The 20,974-nt window shown below is 62.0% G+C and carries 15 protein-coding genes and 1 rRNA gene; 12 read left to right on the top strand and 4 right to left on the bottom strand.

Features of this window, described 5'->3' with window-relative positions; genetic code table 11:
• A 16S ribosomal RNA gene (locus B9Z37_RS08445) occupies window positions 1-780 on the bottom strand; the annotation flags it as partial.
• Window positions 781-1,230: 450 nt separating this feature from the next.
• Between B9Z37_RS08445 and B9Z37_RS08440 the strand changes: the two genes are divergently transcribed.
• Window positions 1,231-3,138, top strand: a complete 1,908-nt coding sequence (locus B9Z37_RS08440; RefSeq protein ID WP_108312509.1) for an ATP-binding cassette domain-containing protein — start codon at window positions 1,231-1,233, stop codon at window positions 3,136-3,138.
• Between the two features lie 12 nt (window positions 3,139-3,150).
• Here B9Z37_RS08440 and B9Z37_RS08435 read toward each other — a convergent pair whose 3' ends face one another.
• On the bottom strand, window positions 3,151-4,557 hold the full coding sequence (locus tag B9Z37_RS08435) for an aminotransferase-like domain-containing protein (protein ID WP_167394351.1): 1,407 nt from the start codon (window positions 4,555-4,557) through the stop codon (window positions 3,151-3,153).
• Window positions 4,558-4,669: 112 nt separating this feature from the next.
• Between B9Z37_RS08435 and B9Z37_RS08430 the strand changes: the two genes are divergently transcribed.
• From B9Z37_RS08430 to B9Z37_RS08405, 6 genes are all read left to right on the top strand, one after another.
• The gene (locus B9Z37_RS08430) at window positions 4,670-5,287 is read left to right on the top strand and encodes a LysE family translocator (RefSeq protein WP_108312507.1); all 618 of its coding nucleotides are present in this window, start codon (window positions 4,670-4,672) and stop codon (window positions 5,285-5,287) included.
• A gap of 7 nt (window positions 5,288-5,294) precedes the next feature.
• Window positions 5,295-6,212 carry a DMT family transporter gene (locus B9Z37_RS08425; protein ID WP_108312506.1) on the top strand — a complete coding sequence of 306 codons (918 nt, stop codon included), beginning with the start codon at window positions 5,295-5,297 and terminating at the stop codon, window positions 6,210-6,212.
• A 22-nt stretch (window positions 6,213-6,234) separates the two neighbouring features.
• Window positions 6,235-7,419 carry an aminotransferase-like domain-containing protein gene (locus tag B9Z37_RS08420; protein ID WP_108312505.1) on the top strand — a complete coding sequence of 395 codons (1,185 nt, stop codon included), beginning with the start codon at window positions 6,235-6,237 and terminating at the stop codon, window positions 7,417-7,419.
• A 22-nt stretch (window positions 7,420-7,441) separates the two neighbouring features.
• Complete coding sequence (locus tag B9Z37_RS08415) at window positions 7,442-8,365, top strand: PhzF family phenazine biosynthesis protein (RefSeq protein ID WP_108312504.1); 924 nt, start codon at window positions 7,442-7,444, stop codon at window positions 8,363-8,365.
• Window positions 8,366-8,414: 49 nt separating this feature from the next.
• Window positions 8,415-9,089 (top strand): histidine phosphatase family protein, encoded by a 675-nt coding sequence (locus B9Z37_RS08410; RefSeq protein WP_108312503.1) that lies wholly within the window; start codon window positions 8,415-8,417, stop codon window positions 9,087-9,089.
• Window positions 9,090-9,199: 110 nt separating this feature from the next.
• On the top strand, window positions 9,200-10,363 hold the full coding sequence (locus B9Z37_RS08405; protein ID WP_108312502.1) for a hypothetical protein: 1,164 nt from the start codon (window positions 9,200-9,202) through the stop codon (window positions 10,361-10,363).
• Window positions 10,364-10,376: 13 nt separating this feature from the next.
• On the opposite strand, the gene B9Z37_RS08400 is transcribed toward B9Z37_RS08405, so the two are convergent.
• Window positions 10,377-11,204, bottom strand: coding sequence for a creatininase family protein (locus tag B9Z37_RS08400; protein WP_108312501.1), 828 nt, complete (start codon window positions 11,202-11,204; stop codon window positions 10,377-10,379).
• 137 nt (window positions 11,205-11,341) lie between these two features.
• On the opposite strand from B9Z37_RS08400, the gene B9Z37_RS08395 reads away from it, so the two are divergent.
• The 3 genes from B9Z37_RS08395 to priA all read left to right on the top strand — a co-directional run bounded on the left by B9Z37_RS08395 (window position 11,342) and on the right by priA (window position 17,293).
• Entirely contained in the window at window positions 11,342-13,579 is a 2,238-nt protein-coding gene (locus tag B9Z37_RS08395) for a protein-disulfide reductase DsbD family protein (protein ID WP_108312500.1), read from the top strand.
• Window positions 13,580-13,670: 91 nt separating this feature from the next.
• The gene (gene hemE, locus B9Z37_RS08390) at window positions 13,671-14,789 is read left to right on the top strand and encodes a uroporphyrinogen decarboxylase (RefSeq protein ID WP_108312499.1); all 1,119 of its coding nucleotides are present in this window, start codon (window positions 13,671-13,673) and stop codon (window positions 14,787-14,789) included.
• A gap of 398 nt (window positions 14,790-15,187) precedes the next feature.
• Entirely contained in the window at window positions 15,188-17,293 is a 2,106-nt protein-coding gene (priA, locus tag B9Z37_RS08385; protein WP_108312498.1) for a replication restart helicase PriA, read from the top strand.
• 31 nt (window positions 17,294-17,324) lie between these two features.
• On the opposite strand, the gene B9Z37_RS08380 is transcribed toward priA, so the two are convergent.
• On the bottom strand, window positions 17,325-18,293 hold the full coding sequence (locus B9Z37_RS08380; protein ID WP_108312497.1) for an AEC family transporter: 969 nt from the start codon (window positions 18,291-18,293) through the stop codon (window positions 17,325-17,327).
• 154 nt (window positions 18,294-18,447) lie between these two features.
• Between B9Z37_RS08380 and B9Z37_RS08375 the strand changes: the two genes are divergently transcribed.
• Both B9Z37_RS08375 and B9Z37_RS08370 read left to right on the top strand, forming a co-directional pair.
• Window positions 18,448-20,523, top strand: coding sequence for an ATP-dependent helicase (locus tag B9Z37_RS08375; RefSeq protein ID WP_108312496.1), 2,076 nt, complete (start codon window positions 18,448-18,450; stop codon window positions 20,521-20,523).
• The gene (locus B9Z37_RS08370; RefSeq protein WP_108312495.1) at window positions 20,520-20,942 is read left to right on the top strand and encodes a hypothetical protein; all 423 of its coding nucleotides are present in this window, start codon (window positions 20,520-20,522) and stop codon (window positions 20,940-20,942) included. The genes B9Z37_RS08375 and B9Z37_RS08370 overlap by 4 nt, the downstream gene beginning before the upstream one ends.
• Window positions 20,943-20,974 lie beyond the last annotated feature (32 nt).

The raw sequence follows: 20,974 nt of genomic DNA, 5'->3' as shown, positions 1-20,974 counted from the left end.
TAATCCTGTTTGCTCCCCACGCTTTCGTGCATGAGCGTCAGTACAGGTCCAGGGGATTGCCTTCGCCATCGGTGTTCCTCCGCATATCTACGCATTTCACTGCTACACGCGGAATTCCATCCCCCTCTACCGTACTCTAGCTATACAGTCACAAATGCAGTTCCCAGGTTGAGCCCGGGGATTTCACATCTGTCTTATATAACCGCCTGCGCACGCTTTACGCCCAGTAATTCCGATTAACGCTTGCACCCTACGTATTACCGCGGCTGCTGGCACGTAGTTAGCCGGTGCTTATTCTTACGGTACCGTCATGAGCCCCCCGTATTAAGAGAGACCTTTTCGTTCCGTACAAAAGCAGTTTACAACCCGAGGGCCTTCATCCTGCACGCGGAATGGCTGGATCAGACTTGCGTCCATTGTCCAAAATTCCCCACTGCTGCCTCCCGTAGGAGTCTGGACCGTGTCTCAGTTCCAGTGTGGCTGGTCGTCCTCTCAGACCAGCTACAGATCGTTGGCTTGGTGAGCCTTTACCCCACCAACTACCTAATCTGATATCGGCCGCTCCAATCGCGCGAGGTCTTGCGATCCCCCGCTTTCATCCTTAGATCGTATGCGGTATTAGCGTAACTTTCGCTACGTTATCCCCCACGACTGGGCACGTTCCGATATATTACTCACCCGTTCGCCACTCTCGAGGGGTTGCCCCCTCTACCGTTCGACTTGCATGTGTAAAGCATTCCGCCAGCGTTCAATCTGAGCCAGGATCAAACTCTATAGTTCGATCTTGATTTTTTTCGCTCTTTCGAGCAACTCATAAATTGGAATCGACGTGGTCACCATCTCTGATTTCCACATCTTTTTTACTTCATGAGCGTTTGTTAGCTAATTAAAGCTAAGTTCCGAAGAACTTGGCAATCACCATCAAACGCCCACGCTTATCGGCTGTATATTTTTAAAGAACCTAGGCAACTTTCATCGCCTTATCTTGCTACGCTGCGATCAGCGAAGCCTTGAATTATGACACAGTTTTTAGCGCTGCGTCAAGTTTTTGAAAATTTCTTAGATCACCAAGATCTTTTCATCAACCAACTTACTGCTCTTGCTTGGCTTCTTTTGAAACCGCACTTGTGAGCGGCGAAGCCCTCGATTATGGCACAGTTTTTTGGTGATTGACAAGTTTTTTGAACCTATCTTCCCTATTTCGTGCAGCCCGGCCCGGATAATGGGACCATGGCTTTACTCACACTATTGAACGCGTCTTTGGCTTTTGGCCATGTCGCACTCCTCGATCATGCCGACTTCTCTCTGGAGACGTCCGAGCGCATCGGCTTGATTGGTCGCAACGGCACGGGCAAGTCGTCATTGCTCAAGATTCTGGCAGGCATGGAGCGCCCGGACGACGGCAACTTGCATCTGCAACAAGGCGTTCGCATTGCTTATGTTGCCCAGGAACCGCTCTTGATTGCAGAGCACACCATCTTTGAAGCCGTCCGCGAAGGCTTGGCTGAAGTGGTGCAATGGATCGACGACTACACGCACAGCCGGGGTGACCTCGATACGCTGCAAAGCCAAATTGAGTCACGCGACGGCTGGGGCTGGGAGCAACGCCTTGATGAGACGCTTCAGCGCTTACAACTCGACCCTAACGCCATCGTGCAATCGCTGTCCGGCGGCATGCGCAAGCGTGTGGCCTTGGCCCAGGCTTTGGTGACCCGTCCTGATGTGCTCTTATTAGATGAGCCTACCAACCACTTGGACCTGAACGCCATCACCTGGCTGGAAGACCTGCTGATTGACTTCAAGGGCAGCGTGATCGCCATCACGCATGACCGGGCTTTCCTGGACCGCATTGCAACCCGCATTGTCGAACTGGACCGGGGCAAGCTGCGCCCTTACCCCGGAAACTACGCCGCCTACCAAGTGCAGAAAGAAGAACAACTCGCCCAAGAAGCGGTGATTCAGGCCAAGGCCGACAAACTACTGGCCCAGGAAGAAATCTGGATCCGCAAAGGCGTGGAAGCACGCCGCACGCGCAGTCAAAGCCGCATCACGCGATTGCAAAACCTGCGGGGCGAGCGTGCTGCTCGCCGCGAAAAAGTGGGCAACGTGAAAATGGAAGTGGCCTCAGGCGTGCCGAGCGGCAAGCTGGTGGCGGAATTGACCGATGTGAGCAAAAGCTTCACCCAGCCAGACGGCTCTGTGCGCACCATCATTCAGAAGTTCACCGGCACCTTGCTGCGGGGCGACAAGATTGGCTTGCTGGGTCCCAACGGCGCCGGCAAAACCACCTTGCTCAAACTGATTTTGGGTGAACTGGAAGCCGACAGCGGCGAAGTGCGTCGCGGCACCAAAATGGAAGTGGCCTACTTTGACCAGATGCGCGACGCCCTGGATCTGAACGCCACGCTGGAAGACTTCATCAGCCCGGGCAGCGAATGGATCGAGATTGGCAACAAGCGCCAACACGTCAAAAGCTACTTAGGAGACTTCCTGTTCTCGCCAGCGCGGGCAACTTCGCCCGTGCGCTCCCTGTCGGGCGGCGAGCGCAACCGCCTCTTGCTGGCTCGCCTGTTTGCTCGCCCGGCCAACGTGCTGGTGCTGGACGAACCGACCAACGACCTGGACATCGAAACCTTGGAGCTGCTTGAAGAGTTGCTGCAAACTTACGAAGGCACCGTGTTTCTGGTCAGCCACGACCGCGCCTTCATGGACAACGTGGTGACCGGCATCATCGCCTGCGAAAGCGCCCCGGATCAACCGGGCCTCTGGCGCGAATACGAAGGCTCGGTACAAGACTGGCTGGTGCAGTCGCAGCGCAGCCAAGCCATCCGGGCACAAGCAGCGCAGCGAAGTGGGTCGACGCCAGCGGCTGAGGTAGCCCCGGTCACGAATACCGCCGCCCCGGCCGCTGCTGCCCGCAGCAAGCTCAGCTACAAAGAGCAACGCGAGCTGGCCGAGTTGCCCGCCAAAATCGAAGCATTGGAAAAAGAGCAAGCTGAGGCCCGCGCGCAATTGGCGGACGGCAGCATTTACCAGCGCGACCCAGGTCTGGCACAGAAGCTGTTCAAGCGCGACACCGAAATCGACGATGTGTTGCTGGCGGCCATGGAACGCTGGGAAATTTTGTCAGCCCGCTGAGCACTGCTGCGCTCACAACAGTTCTGTGCGTGTCTTGGCCAGGGCTCGCCAGAACTTGTCGTCTTGGGTGCTGGCAAAGTTCACCCGCATCAAAGAACCCGGCCTGCGGTCGGCATGGAACAAGGAGCCGGGTGCCAACAGGTACCCGGCATCGTGCATGCGCAGCGCGAGCAGATCGGTGTCCACACCCACATCCACCCAACCAAACAGGCCCTGCGGCGGTGCCACAAACTGGCAACCGTGCGCCAGCGCCAGCTTCACACTGCGGCTGCGGGCGGCCTCCAGCCGTTGCGACAAGCGTTCGGTGTGCCGCCGAATCGCGCCTTGCTCCAGGCACAGCGCCAATGCCTTTTCAAACAGCACCGGGGTGGTGAGCGTGGACAAGAGCTTGGTGTCCAAGAACGCATCTTTCAAGTCGGCTGGAGCAGCCATGTAGCCCACACGCCAACTGGGCGCGAGGATCTTGGCGTAACCGCTGACGTAAATGGTTTTCTGCAAGCCATCGAGCACCGACAAGCGCACCGCATGTGCCGGGGCCATGTGCCCGTAGGTGTCGTCTTCGACCACATGGAAGTGGTAGCGGTGCGCCAAGTTCACCAGCTGGTGCGCCACGGGCATGGACAAACCGTAGCCCGTGGGGTTGTGCAAGACCGACACACTGACCATCATCTTGGGCGCATGCAACTGGGCATAGCGCTCCACCACGTCCAGGTCAGGCCCCGTCTCCAAGCGCGGCACAGGCAGGATGCGCACACCCAGGTTTTGCAAGCGGGCAAATTCAATGGCCCAACCCGGCTCTTCGACCATCACGCAATCACCCGGGCGCAACAAGGTGCGGCTGATGATGTCCAGCGCATGGGTCGCTCCCACGGTGGTGATGAGCTGATCTGGCGCGGCGTGCAAACCCATGCTGGCCAACTTGGACGAGAGGGCTTCGCGCAAACTAGTGTCCCCTTGTGGCTCACCATAACGCAAGGACGACTCGCGCAAAGCTGGACTGGTCACGACTTTGCGCAAAGCCGCCGACAAGAAATCGGCATCCAACCAATCCGCAGGAAACACGCCCATGCCCGGTTGTGGCTCGGCGCTGGGTTGATGGAACATGCCGCGAATCAAGCTTGCGGCATTCACAGGCGGCGGGCTGGGCACAACGCCCCCGGCCACAGCTGGTAAAGGCGGTGTGCGTTGCCCCCGGTCGCGCACAAAAAAGCCCCGGTTCGGGCGGGCCTCCACCCAACCCTGCGCCACCAACCAATCGTAGGCGGCCACCACGGTGGAGGCACTCACACCATGCATCTGGGCGCATTGCCGCACCGAAGGCAGACGCGCCCCCGAGACCCACAACTGGTCACGCATGCGCGTCACAAAGCGCTGCGCGAGCTGCTCGGTCAGAGGTTGGGTGGATTCACGGCTGAGCAAAGACATGGGCTGCATTCAAACAAGTGTGCGGTCAGGCGGGGCAATACAGTTTTCAAAATGATCTCGCAAACTGTACCGATACTGTACTCATTTCGGCACTACATTCAAAGGTATGACCTCCTCAGAACTCAGCGCCCTGTTGGTGCTGGCCACCGTGAGCAGCTTCACGCCCGGGCCCAACACCACACTGTCGACCGCCATGGCCGCCAACCACGGCCTGCGCCGCGCCATGCGCTTTGTGTGCGCGGTGCCCGTCGGCTGGGGCATTTTGTTCACCCTATGCGCCACGGGCTTGGGCGGTTTGGTGGTGGCCTTTCCCCCTTTGCGCTGGGGCATCGTGACGCTGGGCACGGGTTATTTGCTGTGGCTGGCTTCGCGTTTGTGGCACAGCGGCAGCTTGCAGCAGGCCGACAGCGCCAAACTGCAAGTCGGCTTTGTGCAAGGCGTGGGCCTGCAGTTCCTCAACATCAAGGCCTGGATGCTGGCCTTGGCCATCGTGGCGGGTTGGGTGGCCGGGCGCGAAGACGCCACGGCCCGCACGCTGGTGCTGCTGCCCATCATGGTGGCCTATGGTTTTTTCAGCAACCTGACCTACGCGGTGGCAGGCTCGATGCTGCGGCATTGGCTGGCGCACGGTCGCCGCTTGCTGATGTTCAACCGCTGCATGTCGGTGGCACTGGTGGCGACCGCTTTTTGGATTTTGAACGGCTTGCGCCAAAGCGCAGCTTGATGCCCGAATGAACAACACCCCTCAACAGCGTGAGAACCTGGGCCTTTGGCTGGGGCTTCTGGGCGTGTTCATTTTTGGACTCACCTTGCCCATGACGCGCCTGGCCACAGGCACGGTGGACGCACCGCAAATGTCACCCTGGTTTGTGACTTGGGCGCGTGCGGCGCTGGCCGGGGGCCTGTCGTTCGTTTACCTTCTGGCCGTGCGTGCACCACGCCCCACGCCTTCCCAGCGTGGCCCTTTGCTGCTCTCGCTGGCGGGCAATGTGATCGGTTACCCCTTGCTGCTGGGCTGGGCGCTGCGCCATGTCACGGCCAGCCACGCCGCCGTGATCACCGCCTTGCTGCCACTGGCCACGGCAGCGGCGGCCGCTTGGCTCATGCACCAACGCGCACGCTTGGGGTTTTGGGTGTTTGCCGCTTTGGGCAGCGCCTTGGTGGCGGTCTACAGCCTGCTGCGTGCCTCACAAATAGGTCACGGCTTTGGCCTGACCTGGGCCGACACCCTGCTGGTGGGCGCGGTGCTGGCCGCATCGCTGGGTTATGTGGCCGGAGCCAAAGTCACAGCCAGCTTGGGGGCGGAGAGGGTCATCAGCTGGGTCTGCGTGATGGCCCTGCCTGTGACATTGCCGGGAGCCTGGCTCACCTGGCCCGAACAATCTATTGCGCCAACATCGTGGATGGCCCTGCTCTATGTGGGCGTATTTTCCATGTGGGCAGGTTTTTTCGCCTGGTTCCGAGGCCTGTCGCTGGGCGGCCCGCTGCGGGTGAGCCAGTTGCAATTGCTGCAACCTTTCATCAGCATTCTGGCAGCCGTCCCTTTGCTGGGAGAATCACTGGATGCCATGACCCTGGGTTTTGCCCTGCTGGTCGTAGCCACGGTTTTCATGGGGCGGCGCATGGCGAACGCCCCAAAATCCAACTGAACACACGTTTGAGGAGCACAACATGAACTGGAAACTGGCCCAACGCGCCGAAAAAATGAACCCCTCGGTGATCCGCGAGATCCTCAAGGTCACTGAAAAGCCCGGCATCATCAGTTTTGCGGGAGGCCTGCCCTCGCCGCAGACCTTCCCGATCGACGCCATGCGCGAAGCCAGCGAGCGTGTGCTGAGAGATGACGGCAAAGCCGCTTTGCAGTACGCCGCCAGCGAAGGCTATGCGCCGCTGCGGGAATGGGTGGCCCACGACCTGCTCAAGCAAGGCATGAACGTCAGCCCCGACCAAGTGCTGATCACCACGGGCAGCCAGCAAGGGCTGGACCTGGTGGCCAAGATCCTGATCGACGCGGGCAGCCGAATTTTGGTGGAGACCCCAACCTACTTGGGCGCACTGCAAGCCTTCACCCCCATGGAGCCGACGCTGGTGAGCGTGGGCAGCGACGACCACGGCGTCGACCCCGCTGACCTGCGCGCCAAAGTGGGCACCGGGGCCGACAAAGCCCGCTTTGTGTATCTGCTGCCCAACTTCCAGAACCCCACTGGCCGCACCATGACCGAAGCGCGCCGCGCCGCCGTGGCCCAAGTGGCTGTCGAGTCTGGCTTGCCGATCATCGAAGACAACCCCTACGGCGACCTGTGGTTTGACGCGCCCCCCGCGCCCTCCCTCAGTTCACGCCATCCCGAAGGCAGCGTGTACCTCGGCTCCTTCTCCAAAATTCTGGCCCCCGGCCTGCGCCTGGGCTACCTGGTCGCACCCAAAGCGCTCTACCCCAAGCTCTTGCAGGCCAAGCAAGCGGCCGACCTGCACACGCCCAGCTTCAACCAGCGTGTGGTGGCTGAAGTGCTCAAAGACGGCTTCATCGAGCGCCATGTGCCCACCATCCGAGCCCTGTACAAACAGCAGTGCGAAGCCATGCTGGCGGCGATGGACCGCGAGATGGCTGGCCTGGGCCTGACCTGGAGCCGCCCGGTGGGTGGCATGTTCTTGTGGGTGCAACTGCCCCAGGGCCTCAAGGCGATTCCTTTGCTGGACAAAGCCGTGGAAAAAGGCGTGGCCTTTGTGCCCGGCTCGGCTTTCTACGCCGAAGGCGCGGACGAAAGCACCCTGCGCCTGTCCTTTGTGACCGCCACGGTGGACCAGATCAACACGGGCATGACGGCACTGGCCGCAGCGATTCGCGAATCGCTCTGACCTATCACCTCAGGACAACGCCATGAAAACCCGCGCCTTCCAACAAGTCGACGTCTTCACCGATGCCGCACTATTGGGCAACCCGCTGGCCGTGGTGCTGAACGGCACAGATCTGTCTGATGCGCAAATGCAGGCTTTTGCCCGCTGGACGCAGCTGAGCGAAACCACCTTTGTGCTGCCGCCCACGCCCGAAGGGGCTGCGGGCGGGGCCGATTACCGGGTGCGCATCTTCACGCCCGGCGCTGAGCTGCCTTTCGCGGGCCACCCGACACTGGGCACGGCCCACGCTTGGCTCAAGGCGGGCGGCCAGCCCCGGCAAAGCGGTCAGCTGGTGCAGGAGTGCGGCGTGGGTCTGGTCAGTTTGAAATCAGTCGACGGCCGCTGGGCCTTTGCTGCGCCGCCCTTACAGCGCCAAACCCCAGCGCCAGCGCTGCTGACCGAGGTGCTGGCGGCGCTGGGCCTGCAGGCCGACGAGGTGCTGGCCGCGCAAGACCTGAACAACGGCCCGCATTGGCTGGGCATTTTGATCGACTCGGTGGACAGCCTGCTTGCGCTGGAGCCGGACCACGCGGCGCTCAAGCGCCTGAACACCAAAGTGGGCGTGGCGGCCAAACGAGAGGTCAGCGCAGGCAGCCTGATCCGCCGCGCCAACCGCGAGGCCCGCGCCTTCGCCGCTTCAACCCGCATCGCCAACGACCTGACCGACCTGGAAGTGCGCGCCTTTGCCGCCCCGGTGGGCATCGCCGAAGACCCGGTCACCGGCAGCCTCAATGCGTCGCTGGCGCAATGGCTGATGGCCGAAGGCCACATGCCCACCCGCTACAGCGCCCGCCAGGGCACCGCGCGGGGCCGCGCCGGTCAGGTGTTCTTGTCACAAGACGAAGGCGGCCAAGTCTGGGTGGGTGGCGATGTGGTCGGATGCATCCAAGGCACCGTCACCCTCTGATCACCCCAGCGACAGGCGAAAAGCCTTGGGCTGCGCACAATCGCAGCCCATGGGAACCCTCTATTTGGTCCGCCACGGACAAGCCTCTTTCGGGGCCGATGACTACGATCAACTCAGCCCACTGGGCCGCCAGCAGGCCGTGCGCTTGGGTGAGTATTTGCGGCCCAAACTGCAGGGCAAGCCGCTCGAAGCGGTGCTCATGGGTAGCTTGAAGCGCCACCGCCAAACCTGGGAAGGCATTGCCGAAGGTGCGGGCCTGCCGCACACCCCGTCCGTGTGGCAGGGTCTGAACGAATACGACAGCCACGCGCTGATCGAGTCCATCCACCCCGAGCCGCTGGCCAAACCGGACACGCCCGAGCTCTACCGTCACCACTTTCGCCTGCTGCGCGACGCCTTGCAGGCCTGGATGGCCGGACGCACCCAGCCGCGTGACATGCCCAGCTATGCCGACTTTGTGGGCGGCATCGAAGCGGCGCTTGACCATGTGCGGCAGTCACACACCGGAGACGTGATGATTGTCTCGAGCGGCGGCCCCATCTCGACGGCCGTGGGCCGGGTTCTGGGCACCCCGCCCGAAACCACCATCGAGCTGAACCTGCGCATCCGCAACACGGCGCTCACCGAGTTCGTCTTCACCCCCAAGCGGCACATGCTGCTGACCTACAACACCTTGCCGCACCTGGACAGTGACGCGCACAAAGACTGGGTCACGTTCGCCTGAACCGGAGGCCGGGCTCATTTTTTGACATCCGGCCAATGTCAGGGCACGTTCATGGTGCACAGGTACATTCCCTAGGAAATACCCCTTCGGTTTGCAGGCAGAATCAAACCATGAACAGTTCAACCGCCTGGTTGGCCCTCCAGTCCTTGGAGGGCGGCATCCAGCTCACCACCCTGCAAGCCGCCGATGCTGACCGGCTGGCTCGCGATTTGGTGGCTTTGTTGGACAAATGGGCGCTTGCATCAGCCGTTCAGACCTTGACCCTTCCCTTGCAAGGGTCACAAGTGGCACTGATCTGCACGCTGCGGCCCGACTTCAGAGCGCGGTGCATGCCGGGCCACGACACCTTGGCCTTGCACGACAAACTGGGCCACACCCCTCAAACGGACGAAGCCTGGGCCTTGGAGCGCGAAATCTGGGTGGCCTTGCTCGGCTCCCCCCACCGGTTTCAGTTTGCCAGCCTCGACTCGCTGACCTCGCACATCCGGGTGCGGCGCAACATGGCCTTGGACGCCCGAAAAACCGCTTTGGCCTTCAAAACCGATGCGGCCGAGCGTCCACAAGCCTTTTGGCAAGACGGGGGCGACGACGCAGGATTCATTTTGCAGCCAGGCCGCTGCTTGGTCGAGGCACTGACCGCAGCCACCCAACCCGATGCCACGGGCAAGCTGTACGACTTTTCTTGTTACCGGGCGACCGAGTACGTGATTTTGTTGGGCATCGCGCAAGAGCTCAAATCCGAAAACCCCGAACTGCTGGCCCAGTTGCAAAGCCTGAACCAAGTCCACGCGGTGCGATCGGGCCAATTCCATGAGGTCTATCTGGTCGAATACGGCAGCATGGAAGCGCCCTTGCCTGGGCGCTTTTATGTGCCGGGCGACCGCCTGTGGTTTCGCAACCCGGATGAGCGCTCCTCAGACGTCACCGGCTACGAAGGCTCATGGGTCCTCTACATGGGGGGCGGCTTGTTCAGCAACTTCTGGAAGCGCGACACGCCCTACACGCTCGAGTCCAAAGCCATCGAAATCTTCCACTGGAAAGACGGTGCCTATACAGACGCCCAAGGTGCGTTGCAGATGGATGAGACAGTGGTCGAGGCTCTGGTGGCGCAAACCGAAGCCAACCCAGCAGCCCGAACCCAGGTTTTGGAGCGCATGCTGCGCATGCGCGACCCCAAAGGCGTTTATGCCGAAGGCGGCTGCATCGACACCACCCGCGAATACCCCAAAAGCGTGAGCCGCGAACACTGCGAGTTGGTGCTGCCCAGCTTCTGAAGACCGGCCGTTTTCAGCCCACCGAATCGCTCAGGGTGTCGGGCGGCAAACGGTCAATTTCACCCAACAACTGCGCCAGCGCCCGGCCCGAGGCGCTCAGCAAAGCCTGGCCTTTTTCGGCGGTGGCGGCCAAGGCGTTGCCCGCCGCACCGTGGCGGTTGTAGTCCTGCATTTGCCAGCCCAGCTTGGCACTTTTGCCGTTGCCCAATATGTCGAACCGCTCGGCGCGGTCTTGCGAGGTGGATCGGAAGTTTTGCGCCAAGTCCATACGCACCTGTTCGGAGCGCAGCGCCAGCATCATCGACGTCTCGGTATCGCCCGCGTGCACGCCAAAACGGTGTTCTTCGGGTGGGAACAGCGCATTCACGTCAGCGCCTTGCGCATCGCACAGCGGCAAATTGAACCAGCTCACGCTGTAGACCAGCATGCCCAGCCGGGCCCGCAAATCCCGCGCCACGATGTCCATCACGCTCACTTGTCCGCCATGGGCGTTGAGCAGCACCAGCTTTTTCACGCCGCTGGCCGCCACCGACTCACCGATGTCGGTCCACAAACGGATCACAGTTTCTGCCTTGAGCGTCAAGGTGCCTGCAAAACGCGCATGCTCAGGGCTCAGGCCCACCGTTTGGGTGGGCAAAAACAAAGCCGGTAAGTCGGCAGGCAAGTGCGGCAAGCAAGCCGCCACCACGCCGTTGACCAAATCGGTGTCTACGGAGAGCGGCAGGTGTGGGCCATGCTGTTCGGTGGCCGCCACCGGCAAGACTGCGATGGTGCGCAACAGGTCCAGCCCGGCAAAATCGGTGGTGCTCAGATCGGCCCAGAAACGGACAGGTGTGTTCATGGTCGCATCTTAATAGACAGCCAGTCCAAAGAGCGTGCCATCCCCACGGGCTTGCTGTCATCGCCCCAGCCCCTGCAGCTGCGCAGGTGTAAAGTGCCAGCTGTTTTTCGACCGCTTGACCAAGACTGTTGCCCCGCATGCTGAAATTGTTCTTCCGTTTTGCCTTGACCGCCCTGCTGCTGCTGGGCATCGTCAGCCACGCCCAAACATCCAGCAGCACCGTCAAGACTGAGCAGGTTTTGGCTGAATTGGTGGCTCATGCCCCGCAAGGCTTGCAGCCCGGTCAGACCTTTTGGCTGGGCTTGCAAATCACGCACCAGCCGCACTGGCACACCTATTGGCAAAACCCGGGCGACTCGGGCTTGCCCACGCAACTGCACTGGACCTTGCCGGCAGGGCTCAGCGCAGGGGATATCGCCTGGCCACTGCCCAAGAAAATTCCGATCGGCACCTTGGCCAATTACGGTTACGAAGGCAAGTTGTTACTGAGCGTCCCTGTCACTGTGGGTCCGGACTTCAAACCGCCGGTGGTGGGTCCACTCAAGATCGCTCTGCGCGCCGAGTGGTTGGTCTGCCGCCAAGAATGCATTCCGCAAGAGGGGCAGTTCAGCCTGAATCTGCCCGCACAAAGTGCCACCGCCCTTTATGGCGCCGCTTTTGACGCAGCCCACCAACTCAGCCCCAAACCGCTGGCCCCATTGCAACAAGCAGGCACATGGGTCACCGGTGGTCAAACCCGTGTGAGCGAAGACGGTCAACGCTTGCAGCTGCGCGTGCATGGCCTGCCCGTGAACTGGCGTGGCCAAACGCTGAGCGCCTTTCCGGTCACAGCGGGCATCGTCCAAAACGCCGCGGCACAAGGCACCGACTGGACGCAAAACTGGCAAGGTGCCGTCTGGAGTGCAAGCATTCCCGTGACTGAAGAGCGCACCGACAGCCCTGCCACTCTGCGCTGGGTGGTCGCGGTCGGTCCCGAGTCGTCGCCCAAAGGCCCCGCCTTTGAAGTTGAAACACCTATTGAAGGCACATGGCCTGCACTGACCCAAACACCCCCAGCGGGCGTGTCGCCGGAGCTGGCCAAAGCGCTGGCCCAAAACGCGGCCAAGGCACCCAGCCACCCCCTGGCCGCAGCCAGCGCCACACCACTGAGCGTCTTGCTGGCCGTACTGGGGGCATTTTTGGGTGGCCTTTTACTCAACCTCATGCCCTGTGTGTTTCCCGTGCTGGCCATCAAGGTGCTGGGGTTTGCCCAACCCGCTCAACAACATGAACACCGCGCTGCAGGCCTGGCGTACACCGTGGGTGTGGTGCTGTCTTTCTTGCTGTTGGGAGGCCTGATGCTGGGCCTGCGCTCGGCTGGCGAGCAACTGGGCTGGGGCTTTCAGCTGCAGTCCCCGCCTGTGGTGGCGGGTCTGGCCCTGCTGTTCACCCTCTTGGGCCTCAATTTGGCGGGCGTTTTTGAATTCGGCATGCTGGTGCCCAGTGGGCTCGCCTCATGGCAAAGCCAGCACCCGACCGTGAATGCTGGTTTGTCGGGTGTGCTGGCCGTCGCGGTGGCTTCTCCCTGTACAGCGCCCTTCATGGGGGCGTCGCTGGGGCTGGCCATTGCGCTGCCGTTTTGGCAAGCGCTCATGGTGTTTGCCGCCATGGGCTTGGGCATGGCGTCACCTTATCTGGCGGCCAGCCTTTGGCCGGCCGTTGCCCGCGCCTTGCCTCGGCCAGGCGCGTGGATGGTGGTGTTCCGTCAGGCCATGGCTTTTCCGATGTTCGCCACCGTGGTCTGGCTGGTCTGGGTGCTGGGGCAGCAAACCGGCATCGATGGGGCCAGTGCCCTGCTGGCTTGGCTGCTGAGCGTGGCGGCGCTCGTCTGGGCACTGAGTCTGTCGGGGCGAACCCGTTGGGCATGGGGCTCCTTGAGCTTGGTGCTGCTGGTCTGGCTGGGCAGCAGCGCACTGCCGACCGCCTTGCGAGAAGCGCCGACAGAGGTCGCCGGCTCAAGTGCCGCGGCCCCAGGCGCTCCCGGACAACGCTGGCAAGCCTGGAGCGAAGCTGCCCTGCAAAGCCACCTAGAGGCGGGTCGCCCTGTGTTTGTGGACTTCACTGCCGCCTGGTGTGTGACTTGCCAATACAACAAGAAAACCACCCTGGCCGATGGACCGCTGTTGGCCGACTTCGATGCCCGCCAAGTGGTGCTGATGCGTGCCGACTGGACACGTCGCGATCCGGCCATCACTCAGGCACTCACCGCGCTAGGCCGCAGTGGCGTGCCCGTTTATGCGCTGTATCCGCCCGGCCAGCCTCCGGTGCTCTTGTCCGAGCTGCCCAGTGTGGCAGAGGTGCTGAGCGCATTGCAAAAGCTCCCGCCCGTCCGCTAACGCACCTTCTGCGGCTGTCGAAGCCGCAGGTATCGACCAGCTTGGCGCGGGCCAACGCCAAGTGCCCGGCCCGGCCTGCGACAATTGGGGGATGAGCACTTCTTCCTTTGCCCCCCTCCAAAACGACACCTTCCTGCGCGCCTGCCTGCGCCAAGCCACCGACTACACCCCCCTGTGGCTGATGCGCCAGGCGGGTCGCTACCTGCCCGAGTACCGTGACACCCGCGCCAAAGCGGGCAGCTTCATGGGCCTGGCCACCAATGTGGACTACGCCACCGAGGTCACCCTGCAACCGCTGGAGCGCTACCCGCTGGACGCCGCCATTTTGTTCAGCGACATCCTCACGGTGCCTGACGCCATGGGTCTGGGCCTGAGCTTTGCCTTGGGCGAAGGCCCCAAGTTCGCCAAAAACGTGCGCGATGAAGCGGCAGTCAGCCAGCTGGCCGTGCCCGACATGAACAAGCTGCGCTACGTGTTCGACGCCGTCACCAGCATCCGCAAGGCGCTGAACGGCCGTGTGCCCCTGATCGGCTTTTCGGGCAGCCCCTGGACGCTGGCTTGCTACATGGTCGAAGGCGCGGGCTCGGACGATTACCGCCAGGTCAAAAGCCTGATGTACAGCCGCCCCGACCTGATGCACCGCATTCTGGAAATCAACGCCGACTCGGTTGCGCAGTACCTGAACGCGCAAATCGAAGCCGGTGCCCAGGCCGTGATGATTTTTGACAGCTGGGGCGGCGTGCTGGCCGACGGCGCGTTCCAGCAGTTCAGCCTGGCCTACACCGCACGCGTGCTGGCCCAGCTCAAAACCGAGCACGAAGGCGCACGCATCCCACGCATCGTCTTCACCAAAGGCGGGGGTCTGTGGCTGCCCGAGATGAACGGTCTGGACTGCGAAGTGCTGGGCCTGGACTGGACGATGAACCTGGGCCGTGCCCGCGCCCTGGTGGGCGGTGAGGTGGGCGGCCCCGGCAAGGCGCTGCAAGGCAACATCGACCCCAATGTGCTGTTTGCCCCGCCCGAGCACATCGCCACTGAAGTGCGCCGCGTCCTCGACAGCTTTGGCATACCGCACACCGACCGGAGCACCACCGGGCCGACGCACATCTTCAATCTGGGCCACGGCATCAGCCAGTTCACCCCGCCTGAGCATGTCTCGGCCCTGGTCGAAACCGTACACAGCCATTCACGGGCCATGCGCCAAAAATGAACCCATGGGCCTGACCGCATCAGGCCCTTAGCATAAAAAATCAGGGGGCCAAGCGCTTTTTTTACAAAATAAATGGCTTTACCTGCTTGACTTATGCACAAAAGCGAACCTCCCATCCAGCTAAGCGCACTTGCTGCAAAGCAGCAAAAACGATGTATCACCCATTTTGCAAGTGCTTGATTTCATTGGGTTTTTTATCTTGCACATTGGATGGGCAATTTGGTGGAAGGCTTGATTTTCAAGGCTTCCAGGCCATCTAGACCGAGTTTTCAACAAAGTTATCCACAGATTTTCTGGATCGCGCTCAAAGTACTTTGAAATCAACAACTTACATCTTGTTTCAAGATTTCAGCTAACCTCCAATACTGGTAATTTCACCCAAAAACCCCGGAAATATTGTGAGCACCCACCACTGGATTGACGTTGCCGTCCAGACCCCGGCCCACAGCCAAGTGGGGGGGCTGCTGAGCTACCGCAGCCCTTTTGTGGTGCAACCGGGGCAACTGGTACGTGTGCCCTTGGGCAAACGGGACGTGCTGGGTGTGGTCTGGGCACTTCGCGATACCGCACCTGCGGACATGCCCGAATCGGCGGTGCGCGATGTCTTGGGCGTGCTCGAAGGCTTGGCCCCGCTGGACCCCGCGTGGCGGCAGCTGGTGCAGTTCTCAGCGCAGTATTACCAGCGCTCTTTGGGAGAAGTGGCCTTGTCGGCACTGCCCCCGCAGCTGCGTGACCTGAGCAACGAACAACTGGCCCGCCGCCTCAAGAAACAAAACACCGAGCGCACCGTGCAGACCACGCCCGGCCCCGCCCTGTCGGACGAGCAAAGCGCCGTGCTGGCGCAAATGGCCAGTGGCTCCGGGCCTTTCTTGTTGTTTGGCAGCACGGGCAGCGGCAAGACCGAGGTGTATTTGCAAGCCGTGGAGCGGATGCTGACCACCGCCCCGCAAGCTCAAGCGCTGCTCATGGTGCCCGAGATCAACCTCACGCCGCAGCTCGAAGAGCGGGTGCAAGCGCGTTTCGGCGCGGACGCCGTGGTCTCCATGCACAGCGGCATGACGCCCGCCCAGCGCCTGAAAGGCTGGTTGGCCGCCCACGCGGGTCATGCCCGCATCGTGCTGGGCACGCGCATGGCCATCTTTGCGTCCATGCCGCACCTGAAACTGATCGTGGTCGACGAAGAACACGACCCCAGCTACAAACAGCAAGAAGGCGCACGCTACTCGGCCCGCGACTTAGCCGTCTATCGGGGGCGTCTGCAAAACGCCCCGGTGCTGCTGGCCTCGGCCACCCCCTCGCTGGAGAGCTGGCACCTGAGCCGCCCGGCCCATGACGACGATCCAGGCGGTCGTTACCAGCGCTTGCTGATGCCTTCGCGCATCGGCACAGGCCTGTTGCCCAAAGTGCGGCGGGTCGACATGAACAAACAACCGCGACGCACGGTGCTGTCCGCGCCTTTGGTGGCTGCCCTGCAAGAGCGGGTGGAGCGCGGCGAACAATGCATGCTGCTGCTCAACCGCCGAGGTTATGCCCCGGTGCTGCACTGCGCCGACTGCGGCTGGAAAAGCGAATGCCAACACTGCAGCGCGTTCCGGGTGTTCCACAAAATTGACCGCACGCTGCGCTGCCACCACTGCGGCCTGACCGAGCGCGTGCCACGGGCATGCCCCGAATGTGGCAATGCCGACATCGCCCCCATTGGACGCGGCACCGAGCAGCTGGAAGAACACCTGGGCGAACTCCTGGCGCATGTGAAACGCCCAGACGGCGCCCCCATCCGCATCGCCCGCATCGACGCCGACACCACGCGGTTGAAAGGCGCACTGGAGAGCCAGTTGGCCTCGGTGCATTCGGGTGAAGTGGATATTCTGGTGGGCACCCAAATGATTGCCAAGGGGCACGACTTCCGTCGCATCACACTGGTGGCGGCTGTCAACCCCGACACGGCGCTGTTTTCAAGCGACTTCAGAGCGCCCGAGCGTTTGTTTGCCCTGCTCATGCAGGCGGCAGGTCGCGCCGGACGTGAGGCGGCCCAAAGCGCCAGCAGCGAGATGTGGGTACAAACCTTTCACCCGCAACACGCGCTGTTTGAAGCGCTCAAAAAGCACGATTACCCGGCCTTTGCCGCCAGTGAACTGGCCGAGCGCACCGCCGCCGACCTGCCGCCCATCAGCCACCAAGCGCTGCTGCGCGCCGATGCCCGCACTCAAGAAGCCGCCCAGGCGCTGCTGAACGCCGCCCGCGAAACACTGGAAGCACAACTGAGCGCCGACCCCGCCACCGCCGATCTGGTCATGCAAGTGAGCGTGTACCCCGCCGTGCCCATGAGCATGCAGCGCGTGGCCGACGTGGAACGCGCCCAAATGCTGCTTGAAAGCCCGAGCCGAATGGCGCTGCAAAAAATGCTGTGGCACCTGCACAGCGTGCTGCACCAGGTGCGCAGCCAGCCCGAACACAAAGGCGTGATCCGATGGCTGGTCGATGTGGACCCGCAGGCGATCTGACGCTGGGGTCAGTGCCACCCCACTGCACCTCTCAGGGCTTGAGCAGAGCCACAGCGCCAGAGAAAGTCAAAAACGCCGTCGACGTGGTCACCAAAATGATGCGCGCAATGCGCCCGTTGTCAGCCCCCAAGCGCTCGGCCAGCAGCGACACATTGCTGGCACTGGGCAAAGCGGCCACCAAGACCATCACCATCAAGGCGAACGGCGTGAGCAGCACGCCCATTTGCACCGCAGCGCCAGCCACCAACAACACCAACACAGGGTGCAGCAGCAGCTTGATAAGCGCAATCGGCCAATAGTCACCCCAGCGCAGCGGCCCGTGCGGGCGTTCGTGGGCCAGCATTTGCGAGCGCGCCAGCACCGCCCCGATGGTGAACAAAGCCACGGGCGAGGCCGCATCAGCCAGCAAACCCACGGTTTTGGCCACTGGACCGACCAACTCCAAATTCAAAAAAGAAAACGCGCCACCCAAAGAAATGGCCCAAGGCATGGGGTTGCGCACCACCCCGGCCAAGGCCTTGTGGGCCGCACCGGCCACGCCATGCTCGCCCGCCGCGTCCATGCGCGACAAGGCCACGCACAGCGAAGATGTGATCACCATGTCCACCAAAATGGTGACGATGGCCGGGCCAGCGGCCTCAGGCCCCAACAAAGCCACCAGCAAGGGCACGCCCATGAAGCCGGTATTTGGAAACGCCGCCACCAAGGCCCCCAGCGAAGCATCGTTCCAGCGAATGCGCTCGTTCAAACTGATGGCCACACTGAATGCCACCATGACCAAAGCACACAACAAATAGGTGAAAAACACCCCGGCATCGAGCAGCTGGGCAATCGGCGTGCTGGCCCCAAAACGGAACAACATGCACGGCAGGGCAAAAAACAGCACAAAACCGTTGAGACCGGGAATGGCCTCCAGCGGCAACAGCCCTTTACGGGCGGCCAGGTAGCCACACAAAACCAGGGCAAAGAAGGGGAAAGTGACGCGCAAGACTTCAAGCATGCATCGATTGTCGTGGCATTTGGGCGCTCATGGGGTCCCCTGGCCGACAAGTTCTTCCGAACGGACGTGTGCAGCGAAATTCTGGTCAGCCGGCCAGCGCAGGCCGCTATGATGGCCCGCTTTGCTTCGTATCCCCATTCCCCACCCCACGCCCATGTCAGCCGGACTCAACACCGCCCAACTCGAAGCCGTGAACTATGTCTCCGGCCCCTGCCTGGTGCTGGCCGGGGCGGGTTCGGGCAAGACACGGGTGATCACACACAAGATCGGACGCCTGATTGAAGCCGGGCTGGAGCCCAAGCGCATCGCGGCCATCACTTTCACCAACAAGGCCGCTGCCGAAATGCGCGAGCGGGCCAAAGATTTGATTGGCAAGGCCGCCAAAGATGTGACCGTCTGCACCTTCCACGCCCTGGGTGTGCGCATCATGCGCGAAGACGGGCAGGTGTTGGGGCTCAAGCCCCAGTTCAGCATCATGGACGCGGACGATGTGACCAGCATCCTCAAGGATTGCGGCGGCACCACCGACGCGGCCACCGCCCGCCAGTGGCAGTGGACCATCAGCCTGTGGAAGAACATGGGACTGAACGCCGAGCAGGCCGCAGCCCAAGCGCCTGACGACAACGCCCGCGTGATTGCCCGCATCATGGCGCTGTACCAAGAGCGGCTGACGGCTTACCAAAGTGTGGACTTTGACGACCTGATCGGCATGCCTTTGAAGCTGCTGGCCGAGTACCCCGAGGTGCGCGAACGCTGGCAGGCCAAGATGGGCCATGTGCTGGTGGACGAATACCAGGACACCAACGCCACGCAATACGAGGTGCTGAAACACCTGGTGGGCGAGCGGGCCCGCTTCACCGCGGTGGGCGACGACGACCAGTCGATCTACGGCTGGCGCGGCGCGACGCTGGACAACTTGAAACGCTTGCCGGTGGACTTTCCGAACCTGAAGGTCATCAAGCTGGAGCAGAACTACCGCTCCACCAGTGCCATCTTGCGGGCGGCCAACAACGTGATCCAGCCCAACCCCAAGCTGTTTCCCAAAACGCTGTTTTCGGAATTGGGCGAGGGCGAGCCGGTGCGCGTGGTCGATGCCGTGAACGAAGAGCACGAGGCCGACCGGGCGATTGCCCGCATCCAGTCGATCCGTGGTGGCCAGGTCAACCCGTCCAAGCACCGCGAGTTCAAGGACTTTGCCATCCTCTACCGCGCCAACCACATGGCGCGGCCCTTTGAGCAGGCCTTGCGCCGCGCCAACATTCCCTACAAGGTGTCGGGCGGGCAGAGCTTTTTTGACAAAGCCGAGATCAAGGACCTGTGCGCTTGGTTCCGGCTGTGGATCAACAACGACGACGACCCGGCGTTTTTGCGGGCCATCACCAGCCCCAAACGCGGCATCGGCCACCAGACGCTGGGCCAGTTGGGCACTTTTGCCACGCAATACAAACTGAGTTTGTTCGAGGCCTTGTTTGCGGGCAGCCTGCCCAGCGCGGTGAACACCCGCGCCGTGGACGGCCTGCACGAGTTTGGTCGCTACATCAACGACCTGGAGCACCGCGCCCGCCACACCTTGGGCAAAACGGACGCGCTGGCGTTTTTGCTCGAATGGCTCAAAGAGATCGGTTACGAGTCGCACCTGTACGACGGTGAGGACAACGAGAAAGTGGCCTCGGCCCGCTGGACCAATGTGCTGGAGTTTTGCGACTGGATGGCCGGACGTTGCGGCGGCGAGATCGAGGATGCCACGGGCACCGATGCCACCGACACCAAAAACCTGCTGGAGGTGGCACAGACCATCTCGCTGATTTCCACGCTGAGCGAGCGCGAGAAAGACCAAAACGTGGTCACGCTGTCGACCCTGCATGCCTCCAAGGGTTTGGAGTGGCCGCACGTCACACTGGTGGGCGTGAACGAAGGCTTGCTGCCCTTCAAACTGGGTGACGACGACACCACCGCCGGGGCCAGCCAAGAGGGCATTTTGCTGCGCCTGCAAGAAGAGCGTCGCCTGATGTACGTGGGCATCACCCGCGCACAGCGCAGCTTGGCGGTAAGCTGGACCAAACGCCGCAAAAAAGGCCGCGAAAGCGTGGCCGCACTGCCCAGCCGCTTCATTGCCGAAATGCGCCTGGACGAAAACACCGTCAAAGAAGACCCGCGCGAGAAGCTCAAGGCCTTGCGTGCCGAATTCGCCAAACGCGCAGCCGATGCGGCGGCGCAAGCCAAACCATGAACACACCGCCCACGCTTGCCCGACTGTCCAGCCTGATCGCCTTGCTGACGCTGAGCGCTTGCCAAGTGCTGCCCACACGCCCCATCTGCCCATCGGGTGCAGACCTGTCTGCAGGCATGCTGCAAGGTGAGTGGATCGCACAAATCGCCAGCGAAGCGCCGTGGACCTTGAACCTGGGCCCGCACCCGGAACACCCCGGCAGTTTGCGCGGCACCTTGCAGCGAGACCACCAAGCACATGCGGTGGTCGCCGATTTGGACGATGGCGAGTTCACCCTGGAAGAGTCGCACGACGGCAAGCGCATCGCGGCCACCTGGCAGGGCAGCTTGCCCGCTCAGGGCTGTGGGCGGCAAATTGAGGGGCAACGGTCTTTGGCCGGCCAGCCCAGCCATCACTTTTTGATCTTTCGCAAACTCTGAGCGTTGACGGCCAGATTCATCCTTCAAAATAC

It is taken from the genome of Limnohabitans parvus II-B4 (assembly GCF_003063455.1).
Lineage (GTDB): Bacteria > Pseudomonadota > Gammaproteobacteria > Burkholderiales > Burkholderiaceae_C > Limnohabitans_A > Limnohabitans_A parvus.
Note: the sequence above shows the minus strand (reverse complement) of the source record. Positions and strands in the feature narration are given on the sequence as shown.